This is a genomic window from Actinoplanes sp. NPDC051346, assembly GCF_040682215.1.
GTDB lineage: Bacteria > Actinomycetota > Actinomycetes > Mycobacteriales > Micromonosporaceae > Actinoplanes.
Genome location: NZ_JBFBAJ010000003.1, coordinates 663,017 through 673,381, shown reverse-complemented (window position 1 = coordinate 673,381; position 10,365 = coordinate 663,017). Strand labels below are relative to the sequence as shown.

Annotated in this window: 10 protein-coding genes; 7 read left to right on the top strand and 3 right to left on the bottom strand. The window is 68.9% G+C overall.

Annotation, left to right across the window (positions count from 1 at the left end):
• The first annotated feature begins 137 nt into the window (after positions 1-137).
• Positions 138-488, top strand: a complete 351-nt coding sequence (locus tag AB0M36_RS11320) for an excalibur calcium-binding domain-containing protein (protein WP_364155439.1) — start codon at positions 138-140, stop codon at positions 486-488.
• Positions 489-570: 82 nt separating this feature from the next.
• Entirely contained in the window at positions 571-1,131 is a 561-nt protein-coding gene (locus AB0M36_RS11315; protein ID WP_364155380.1) for an HD domain-containing protein, read from the top strand.
• Here AB0M36_RS11315 and AB0M36_RS11310 read toward each other — a convergent pair whose 3' ends face one another.
• Positions 1,132-1,311, bottom strand: coding sequence for a hypothetical protein (locus AB0M36_RS11310; RefSeq protein WP_364155378.1), 180 nt, complete (start codon positions 1,309-1,311; stop codon positions 1,132-1,134).
• A 99-nt stretch (positions 1,312-1,410) separates the two neighbouring features.
• On the opposite strand from AB0M36_RS11310, the gene AB0M36_RS11305 reads away from it, so the two are divergent.
• From AB0M36_RS11305 to AB0M36_RS11290, 4 genes are all read left to right on the top strand, one after another.
• Positions 1,411-1,800, top strand: a complete 390-nt coding sequence (locus AB0M36_RS11305; RefSeq protein ID WP_364155376.1) for a VOC family protein — start codon at positions 1,411-1,413, stop codon at positions 1,798-1,800.
• 85 nt (positions 1,801-1,885) lie between these two features.
• Complete coding sequence (locus tag AB0M36_RS11300; RefSeq protein WP_364155374.1) at positions 1,886-2,647, top strand: phosphodiesterase; 762 nt, start codon at positions 1,886-1,888, stop codon at positions 2,645-2,647.
• A gap of 75 nt (positions 2,648-2,722) precedes the next feature.
• Positions 2,723-3,088, top strand: a complete 366-nt coding sequence (locus AB0M36_RS11295) for a VOC family protein (RefSeq protein WP_364155372.1) — start codon at positions 2,723-2,725, stop codon at positions 3,086-3,088.
• Positions 3,089-3,160: 72 nt separating this feature from the next.
• Positions 3,161-4,390 carry a GAF domain-containing protein gene (locus AB0M36_RS11290; protein WP_364155371.1) on the top strand — a complete coding sequence of 410 codons (1,230 nt, stop codon included), beginning with the start codon at positions 3,161-3,163 and terminating at the stop codon, positions 4,388-4,390.
• A gap of 95 nt (positions 4,391-4,485) precedes the next feature.
• Here the strand turns inward: AB0M36_RS11290 and AB0M36_RS11285 are convergent, their stop codons facing one another.
• Positions 4,486-6,846, bottom strand: coding sequence for a bifunctional polysaccharide deacetylase/glycosyltransferase family 2 protein (locus AB0M36_RS11285; RefSeq protein WP_364155438.1), 2,361 nt, complete (start codon positions 6,844-6,846; stop codon positions 4,486-4,488).
• Positions 6,847-6,957: 111 nt separating this feature from the next.
• Here AB0M36_RS11285 and AB0M36_RS11280 point away from each other — a divergent pair, with 111 nt between their 5' ends.
• The gene (locus AB0M36_RS11280; RefSeq protein WP_364155369.1) at positions 6,958-7,665 is read left to right on the top strand and encodes a hypothetical protein; all 708 of its coding nucleotides are present in this window, start codon (positions 6,958-6,960) and stop codon (positions 7,663-7,665) included.
• A gap of 1,088 nt (positions 7,666-8,753) precedes the next feature.
• Here the strand turns inward: AB0M36_RS11280 and AB0M36_RS11275 are convergent.
• Positions 8,754-10,295: a glycosyltransferase family 39 protein gene (locus AB0M36_RS11275; RefSeq protein WP_364155436.1), complete on the bottom strand. Its 1,542-nt coding sequence runs from the start codon at positions 10,293-10,295 to the stop codon at positions 8,754-8,756.
• Between the last annotated feature and the right edge of the window lie 70 nt (positions 10,296-10,365).

The following is a 10,365-nucleotide window of genomic DNA, read 5'->3' as shown; positions in this document are numbered from 1 at the left end:
TCCGCCGACGCCGCCATCAAGCCCGCGCAAGAAATAGCCACTACGCCCGACAAGCCCTCACCAAGCCGTGATCACGATCCCCGGCTGGAGTACTAAGCGACGACGTAGAGAGCACCCCGACGAAGCCGTCGCCCACGATCATTCCTTCCCGGCCGAACAACATCGCCGAGCTGCCTGTCACTCCCACCCGCGATGCCGACGCTGAACGCGAGGCCGTCGAAGCCTCCGCCAAGGCGGACCGCCAGCGCCAAGAGCAGGAGGCGCGGGAAGAGGCGGATCAACGGCGCCAGGAGCAGCAAGCGCGGGAAGCGGCGGAACTCGAACGCGCAGAGCAGCGACAGGAGGAGGAATCCGAAGAGGAATCGCAGTCGGCGTACTACGCGAACTGTTCCGCGGCGAGGGCGGCCGGCGCGGCCCCGCTCTATCGCGGCGACCCGGGCTACCGCAAAGGCTTGGACCGCGATGACGACGGCGACGCCTGCGAGTGACCAAGGCGGGCTCGCCTCCACCGACGGGTTGAATCGCAAAAGTACGCAGTACGCATCGCCGACCGGTAGAGAGGAACCTGCTGTGCCAGAGGACGCTGAGGCGCTGGCGGAATTCGGGTACGAGCTGGGGTTGCTGATACGGGTGAGGCGTTCCGGTTGGTGGCATGCCGGCGTACGCGATCCGGAGTCTGTCGCCGAGCACAGCATGCGTGCCGCCCAGTTGGCCGCGTTGATCGCGGTCGAGGAGGGTGCTGATCCGGCTCGGGCTGCGCTGCTGGCCCTGTGGCACGACACTCAGGAAACCCGTACCGGCGACCTCCCGCATACCGCCGCCGCCTATGTGGCCAAGCCCGATCCGCGCCAGATCACCGCGGACCAGACGGCAAGACTCCCCGAGCGGTCGGGGGCGATGGTTCGCGGCGCTGTCGACGAGTACGAGGCCCGTGAGACGCTCGAAGCCCGCTGCGCCAAGGACGCTGATCAGTTGGAGATGCTGCTGCAAGCCGTCGAGTACCGCGATGTCGGGGTGCGGCGCACGGCGGGCTGGATCGACTCGGCGCGCAAGGGTCTCCGTACCGAAACCGGTAGGCGGATTGCCGAAGTAGCGGTCAACCTTTCGCCGCTCTCCTGGCGCGACCGCTGATCAAGATCCGCGCCTGAGCCGAGACCGGCGTTGATGTCGTGGAAGTGGGAGTTCGGTGCTGCCGTCTTTGGCTCCCACCGTGGTGTAGCCGGCGCGTTCGAGGGCGAACGTGAGCATGTGGCGCAGGTCGGTGTCGTCCTCGGCGACGAGGATCAGGTTCTCGTTCAAGTGGGCAGTCATCGGCGGGATCGGTCGCGATGATCTTTGTGATACATCGATCACGCTGAGAATCCGCGCGCCCTCGCGGCGTTGTCGGGGTTGGGGTAGGAGACTGCAGGAATGCTGGGACGAAACTCATCGCACTTCTGGGGCGTGGTGCTCGAGACTCCCGATCCGCTGGCTCTGGCGGAGTTCTATGCGGCGCTGATGGATTGGAGAATCGTCAAGGACGATCCGGACTTCGTGGCCCTGGCGCCCCTGGGTGACCATGTGGAGTATCTGGCCTTCCAGCGGTCGCCGGACTACGAGCAGCCGACCTGGCCCAACAAGGCGCACAAGCAGCAGATGATGATGCATCTCGATATCGAGGTGCCGGATCTGGAATCGGCGGTGAAGAGCGCCACCGCGGCGGGTGCGACCGAGGCGGATCATCAGACTCAGGACACCGTACGGGTGATGCTCGATCCGGACGGCCACCCCTTCTGCTTGTACGTCGACACAGAAGCTTAGGGCTTCGCCAAGCTCGTGGTGGTTTCGTTGTAGTTGTTACGACCGATCGGTTGACCGGCGGGCGCGGCACCGGATCATCAGCGATATGACCTCCTTCATCGCTCAGCTCAGCGACTCTCACCTCACCACCGGGCCGTTGGGGGGCGGCCCGGCTGCCGGGCTCCAGCTCGCCCTGGCCCGCGTCATGGCGCTCGATCCGCGGCCCGACTGCGTCGTCGTCACCGGCGATCTCACCGACAACGGGCGCGAAGAGGAGTACGCCGCCCTCAAGGAGGTCATCGGCGACTTCCCGTTGCCGCTGCATCTGACCACCGGCAACCATGACGACCGGGACGCCATGGTGAAGGCCTTCGGGGGTGAGCCCTACTACGCGGTCGACTATCCGGGGTTCACGCTGATCGCGTTGGATTCGTTGATTCCGGGTTCGCCGGCCGGGCGGCTCGGCGCGGAGCAGCTCGAATGGCTCGACGCGGTGCTGGCGACGCGTCCCGGCGTGCCGGCGATGATCGGGCTGCATCATCCGCCGATGCCCATCGGCATTCCGTTCCTGGACGGCATGCGGCTGCTCGACGGCGAGCGGCTCCACGAGGTCGTCTCCGCGCACGACAATGTCGCGCGGATCATGGCGGGGCATATCCACCGGCCGGTCACCGCCGCGTTCGCCGGGTCGGTGCTGACCGTGGGCCCGAGCACCTGGCGTCAGACCGGGCTGCTGCTGAATTCCGACGCCCCGCCCGGGTACGTGGCCGAGCCCACCGGCTTCCTGTTGCACATCCTCGAGGGCCACGACTGTGTGACCCATACCGTGCAGGTCAGCCACGCCGCGGCTCTGCTCGGCGCATACTGACAGCCACTCGGCGCAGCGATCATCGAAGTGTCGTACCCCCGCTATACGGTCGATGTTCAGCGGGAGGGGAGACCGATGATCGACCACGTCATTCTCGGGGTGCACCACCTCGACGAGAGCCGGCACTTCTACGAGCATGCCCTGCGTCCGCTCGGGCTCAAGGTCGTGATCGCGGGGCCCCAGATGATCGGCTTCGGGAACGACAGCGGGCGGCCGTTCTTCTGGCTGGCCGTGCGGGAGCCGACGCACCGCGTGCACGTGGCGTTCACGGCGGCGGACCGCGCGGCGGTTGACGCCTTCCACGCCGCGGCGCTGCACGCGGGCGGGGTGGACAACGGCCCTCCGGGGCTTCGGCCGCATTACCACGAGAACTACTACGGCGCCTTCGCGTTCGACGCGGACGGAAACAACATCGAGGCGGTCTGTCACCGACCTGGATGAGCAATATGGCCGAAATGACGGCCTTGCTACTTTTGGGTGGTACCTCTGAAGGCAGTCTCGGAGGTGACCGTCATGCAAGCGCCCCTGCCCACCAATGAAATTGACCGTCTCGCCGCCCTCTACGAACTCAACATCCTCGACTCCGCACCAGAGAAGGACTTCGACGACATCGTCGCGCTGGCCTCCACGGTGTGCGGCGTGCCGATGGCACTCGTGTCGCTGGTCGACGTCGACCGCCAGTGGTTCAAGGCTCGGATCGGCACCGATCTGACGGAGACGCCGCGCGACCTGTCGTTCTGCGCTCACACGATCATGGGCAAGGATCTCCAGGTCGTTCCCGACGCCACCCAGGATGAGCGGTTCGCCAACCACCCGACCGTCCTCGGCGAGGGCGGGGTCAGGTTCTACGCGGGGGCACCGCTGATCACCACCGGCGGGTTCGCCCTGGGCTGCCTGTGCGTCTTCGACACACACCCGCGCCGGCTCGACGGCGAGCAGTTGCAGGCCCTGCGCGCGCTCGCGCGCCAGGTCACCTCGCAGCTCGAACTGCGGCGGTATGCCTCCAGCCTGGCCAACACCACCGCCCGCCTGCAGGAGCTCGAACGCCGCAAGGACGCTCTCGCCGGGCTCGTCGACGGATCGCTGCGCGCGCCGCTGCGGCTGATGCGGTCATATCTGGCCGACCTCGGCGACAAGGGAGTGCACAACGCGGAGCTGGCCGATCTCGTGGGCCGGGCCACCGCCGCACACGTGCGGGGCCTGACCGACCTGCTCGACCACCTGTCCTCCATGGCGCAGGCCGGGCACGGCGCCGACAGCCTCCACATGCGCGAGATCGACCTGACCCGGCTCACCCAGCGCGCGGTCGAGGCGGTGCGGCCCATCGCCGCCACCAAGCGGATCTGGATCCTCAACCACGCCGGCGGGCCGTCGCTGCCGATCATCGCTGATCCCGTACGCCTGGAGCAGGTCCTCATGCAGTTGCTCTTCGCCGCGGTGAAATACACGCCGGCCGGCGGTCGGGTGCGCGTCGGGACCGAGATGGAGTCCGGGCCCGCGGTGCACCTCGACGACATGGACCTGCCGGACGGTCTGCGTCCGGACCTCTTCCCGCATCTGTACTACGGCACGATGTCGCACCCGCCCTCGGAGCCCGGCGCCGATCAGGGGCTGGCCGTGGCCAAGCGCATCCTCGACGCCCACCACGCCACGGTGGCGCTCTCCGACCGCCCGGGTGACGGAACGTCCTTGCACGTGGTCTTCCCCGTCGCGGAGAAGGAAAGGGAGCTGGTCGGCGTGTGACACCCAGACCCGCTCCCGCCCGGCTGCAGTTCGGGCGGGAGCGGTCCGGTCGGGAATGCGGCGGATCGTGACGCGAGCCCGTCACGAGCGGCCGGTCACCCCCGAGCCCCGCGCGTGAAGCCGGGGCCGGAACCGCCGCCCGGGGGCGAGCCGGCCGACGGAAGGTCTTCGGGTGGCAGGACGCGATCCTGCGGATTCGGGCTCTGCGTCGGAACCGGCGGCCGGGCCGTGGCCCGCCCCGACGCCGGATGGGTCGCCGGGAGCCGCTGATCGCCGCTCGGCGGCCAGGTGTCCACCGCCGGAGCGACGCTCTGCTGCGGCAGGACGACCGAGGTCTTGGAGGCGGGCACCGACATCCCGGCCAGCCCGGCGCGGTGCAGCTTGTGCCAGCGCAGCCGGGCGCCCGTCATCGCGGTCATCGCGGACTGGATCAAGACCAGATACATGAGCTGCCGGTACGCGAACTGCTGCAGCGGCAGCCGCCACAACGGCCGCAGCGACTCACGGTCGAACCGGAACGCGACCGCCGCGGTGAACATCTGCAGGGCGAGCATGCCCAGCCAGGCCGTGACCGTGGCGCCGAGCTCCCAGAACACGATGCCGTACAGCAGCATGATGTCGACGACCGGCGCGAGCATGGGCAGCGCCACCCCGAACAGCGCGAGGAACGGCAGCCCGACCCGGCCGAAGCGGCCCGAGTCGCCGGTGTCGGTCAGCGCCCCCCGGTGCTTCCACATCGCCTGCATGGTCCCGTAGCTCCAGCGGTAGCGCTGGCGGTAGAGCTGCTCCAGCGTCGCCGGCGCCTCCGTCCACGCCCTGGCGCGCTCCTCGTAGACGACCCGCCAGCCGGCCCGGCACAGCGCGATCGTCACGTCGGTGTCCTCGGCCAGCGTCTCGTCGCTGATGCCGCCGACCTCGGCGAGCGCCGTACGCCGGAACGCCCCGATCGCCCCGGGCACGGTCGGCATGCAGTTGAGCACCTCGTAGAGCCGGCGATCGAGGTTGAAGCCGATCACGTACTCGATGTGCTGCCAGGCCGAGACGATGTTCTCCCGATTCCCGACCTTGACGTTGCCGGCGACCGCGCCGACCGCCGGGCTGGCGAACGGCTGCACCAGCATGCGGATCGAGTCCGGCTCGAAGATCGTGTCGCCGTCCACGGTCACGACGATGTCGTGCCGGGCCATCGCGATGCCGGTGTTCAACGCGTTCGGCTTGCCGCCGTTGGGCACCCTGATCACCCGTACGTTGCTCAGGTGGAGACGTTCCACGAGGTCCGCGGTGCCGTCGGTGGAGCCGTCGTCCACGACGACGACCTCGATGTCCGGATAGTCGCCGCCGGCGAGCGAGCGGACCGCCGCCTCGATGCCCGCCTTCTCGTTGTAGGCGGGCACGATCACCGACACCGGATCGGTCACCGGTGGGCCCCAGGTGAAGGTCTTCTTGCGGCGCTGCCGGGCGTGCCGGGTCGCGAGCACCAGAAGCAGCACCGTACGGGCCACGGTCAGCGACCCGACCACGAGGAAGAGTCCGGCGATCGCCCAAACCAGGCCGTCGGCTGTCCGTACGGTCCACAGCAGGGCCGATCCCCGCAGGCGATCCGTACCCTCGGCTTCGGGGTTGACCGGCAGTAGCGGGACCGGCGCGGCCGCTTGCCCCTCCTGCTGGCCGATGGCGAGGTTCATGCCCTCGGTGACCGTGGTGAAGGAGTAGCCGCGCGCCTTCATCATCGGGATGAAGATCCTGAGCGCCGCGACGGTCTGCGACCGGTCACCACCCGCGTCGTGGAAGAGCACGACCGCGCCGTTGTCGCCGGCCGGGGTCGCGTTGCGCACGATGGCCTCGACGCCCGGGCGCTGCCAGTCCTCGCTGTCCAGGTCGTTGACCACGACCAGGTAGCCGTTCGCGCCGGCATCCTTGATGATCTCCCAGTTGATGTCGTCGATCGCCTGCGGCTTTGACGAGTACGGGAACCGAGCCAGATTGGTACGCACGTTCGCGGCGCGGGCGATGGCGACCTGGGTCTGCGACAGCTCGAGATGACGCCGCCACGGCGCGATGCGTTGCAGGTTCGGATGGGTGAACGTGTGCAGCCCTACCTCGTTGCCCTGGTCGGTGATCCGCTTGGTCAACTCGGGATGCCGGGCGACCTCGGCGCCGACCACGAAGAACGTGCCGTGCGCGCCGTTCTCCGCCAGCACGTCAAGGATCTTGGGCGTCCAGGTGGGATCGGGGCCGTCGTCGAAGGTCAGCGCGATGGTCCGGGCCGGCAGCCGGTTCGAACTCTGCTGGCCACCGGTGGTGTTGATGATCGGCCCGCCGCCGCGGATCGCGGCCGGGACGCCGGCCTGGTCACCGACCTCGGACTCGACATGGTCGCCGCGGAACTCGGCGTTGATGTACGCCTGCACGACGAGAACGCCGACGAAGAGGCCGATCAGGAGCACACCGAGCATGACCCGGGGGCGCGGCAGGATCCGGCGCCGGGAGCGACTCCGGTTGCGGTTGCGGCGCTTGGTCACCGGGGGGCCTCGTCGCCGGGATCGGTCCCGGGTTCGTCGGAGCCGATGGGGTCCCCGGCAGGCTCGTCGGTGTCGGCGGGGTCGTTGGCCGGGGTGGTGGGTGTCGTCGTCGGCGCGCGGCCGTCATCTCCACCGCCGGAGTCGCCGCCTCCGCTTGTGGAACCGCTGCTGCTGCTGCTGCTGCTGCTGCTGCCGCTGCCGCTGCCGCTGCCGCTGCTGCCGCTGCCGCTGCCGCTGCTGCCGCTGCTGCCTCCGCTGCCGCCGCCGTTCGTGCTGCCTCCGCCGCTTCCGCTGGTGGTGTTGGCGCCGCTGCCGCCGCTGCCGCCGCTGGCTCCGCCTGCGCTGCTGCCTTGGCCGCTTCCGCTGGTGGTGCTGCCTGGGGTGCCGCCTGCGCCGTCCGTGTCGCTGTCTTCATTGCGGGTGCCGCCGCTGGTGCCACCAGTGCCACCGGTGGCACCGCCGCCGCCGGTGCCTCCGGTTCCGGGGAGGGGCGGCGGGGCGGGCGGCGCGGGTGGCGCGGGTGGGGGCGCTTCGACCGGGGTGGTCGGCGTGCTGGTGGGCGTGGTCGGCGCTGGGGTGGGCGGCTTCGTCGTGCTCGACTCGACCGGCTTCGTCGTGGCCGTGGGGGAGGTCGGGGTCGGGGTCGGCTTCGGATTCGGGGTCCGCGCGGGACGGGCGGCGGGCGTCACGGACCTCGGCAGCTCACCCGACTCCACCGTGTGGCGCGTGACCGGCACGTTGCGACGGGGATAGATCTCCAACACCGGGTGGGTGCTCGGCGTCGCGGTGAAAGGATCCGGCGTCGGGCTTGGCCGTGGCGCGGCGACCGCCTGGTCTTCGTCGCCGTCCGCGAGGTCAGGCAGGGGCAGAACCGCGTTCGGACTCACCGGCCCGCCGGCGAGACTGACGCTGATGAGTCCCCCGTAGACCATGCAGAGGGCACCGAACCCGTACGCGACGCGTCGCAGCAGACGCCGGCGGCGTCCGGTCGAGTCCACGAACACCGGGGAGGGGTGCGCGACGACGATCACCTCGGTGTCCGGGATCTCGGCGTCGGCGAAAAGCTGGTTCTCAGACTCCTGCAATGTCACGCGGCGAGCTTAGAAACATCTACGAAGATCATGATCGGACTCACCTGATCAGATGACGTCCATATGCGGTAGGGAAATCATCCGAAACGGTGAGGGTTTGCGTTTGACCTGATCACGCAGGTGTGCGTCGCTGATATGCGGCCCGTTCTGACCTGCGGGAAAAGGTCATGAGGCAGAAGGTTACGCGCCTTTATCGAAGGTTCAGTTGTCGCATTCGCGACTCCCGTTCGCGCCATTTCCGAATGCTATTCACCAATAGATAAATGGCTTAAAGGGCAATATAGCCTTATGTCTGGTTTATCGCAAACGGTGCGAGTCGTGGTGCGCTTACGTCAGTCGGGGCCCGGAATTCCTGGGGGGCGCGGCCGCGACGCATCGATCGCTGACGTTCCCGCAGGCCCCGGGTCGGGTTCGCGGGCGAGGATCGTAGGCGGTGACCAGGTCGGCCGAGCCGGCCCGGGTCGGCCCAGGTGGGCGCAGCTCGGCAGGGGTCTGTCGTTGGGCGCGGAGAGAAGATTCCGACAACCGACGGACTCCACCCGTTGTGTCCGCCAACAACGCTCGTTAAGCTTCATCTTGCGCGCCCCTATCGCCCGCTTCCCCCGTGGCAGGCGATCGGGGCGTTGCCTATCTCGGTCATCCGAGCCGCAGCCCTCCAAGCCGCCACCCACCCGTGGCGGCTTTCGTGCGTCTAGGTCGGCAAGCGCGCGTCCGACGGCATGACGGCCCGGCGGGACGGGTGGGGGCCGCTCAGATCCAGCGGCTGCCCAGCCACATCCGCGCCGACCAATCGTCATACGGCAGCAGTTGCCCCACGAAGATCGGATGGAAGTAGGCGAAGCACAACGCGACGAGCAGCACGTACACCCCGGCAACGATCGTGCCGATCAGCTGCCGGTCTGTGCGCCGGGCACCCTCGGCGGTTCCGGATGGCGGGGTCATGAGGGCGCCCAACGCGTAGACGACCGCCAGGATGAGGAATGGCAGCGCCGGCAGGACGTAGAACGCGAACATCGTGCGGCTGTCCGCTAGGGCGAAGTAGAACCACGGCAGCAGGCCGGCCACTACGCCCGTACCGATGGCGAAGGCCCGCCAGTCGCGGCGGGCGATGCCGAACCAGAGCAGTGCCGCCAGGGCCGGCAGGAACGACCACCACAGCAGCGGCGTGCCGAGCAGCAGGATCTCCGCGGCGCAGCTCGGGGCGCCGCAGTTGCCGTCGCCGTTCCAGTAGAAGGCGACCGGGCGGCCGAGCAGCAGCCACTGCCACGGCCACGACTGGTAGACGTGGTGGTCGTCCAGACCGCTGTGGAATGTGTACGCCTCGTGGTGGTAGTGCAGGAGGTTGAGCAGGGCGCCCAGGATCGGCGGTTCGTCGAGCCCGTTGGCCTCGCGGTAGTGGCGGAAGTAGCCGGTGTCGGTGACGAACCAGCCGGTCCAGGTGGCGAAGTAGACCAGCACCGTGAGGACGAAGCTCAGGATCAGGTAGCCGAGATCGCCCACGATGCCGGAGAGGATCGGGCGGCGTACCCCGGCCGAGCGGCGGGCCTGCACCCGCCAGATGACCACCAGCAGGGCGAAGAACGGGGCGAAGAACAGCGCGCTCCATTTGACGCCGCAGGCGAGCCCGAACGTCCCTCCGGCGGCGAGCAGCCACCACGGGAAGACGGAGATGCGGCCGCGCGGGCTGGTCGGGTCGTGGCCGTCCGCCAGGGCCCTGAGCCAGCGCCTGCGGTAGTGGTCGCGGTCCAGCACGAGGGCCGCGAAGGTCATCAGGATGAACAGTCCGAGGAAGATGTCGAGCAGCGACGTCCGGGACAGCACGAGGTGGAAGCCGTCGAGGGTCATCAGCAGACCCGCCGTGCCGGCCAGCACGATCGAGTGGAACAGCCGGTAGGCGACGCGGATCAGCACGAGGATCATCAGCGTGCCGGCGATGGCGGCGGGGAAGCGCCAGCCCAGCTCGTTGTTGCCGAACGCCTTCTCCCCGAGGGCGATCAACCATTTGCCGAGCGGCGGATGCACCACGTACGCGGGACCGTTGGTCTTCTCGTCCCACTCGACGCCGTGCTGGAGCATGTCCCACGCGTCGGTCGGGTAGTAGACCTCGTCGAAGATGTACCCCTTCGGGCGGTGCAGCCCGACCAGCCGCAGCACCGCCGCGATACCCACGATGGCGGCGGTGACCAGCCACGAGTACGGGTTCAGCCAGTTGTCGAGCGTGCTCAGCCGGCGCCGTACGGCTTCCGGAACGCCGCGTACGCCGCCGGCACCGTCGCCGGGGATCTCGTCCACGGGGGTGGGGCTCGGGGTGTCCGTCTCCGCTGTCGCCGAAGTCACCCCGCGATCGTAGGCCGCGCGACTG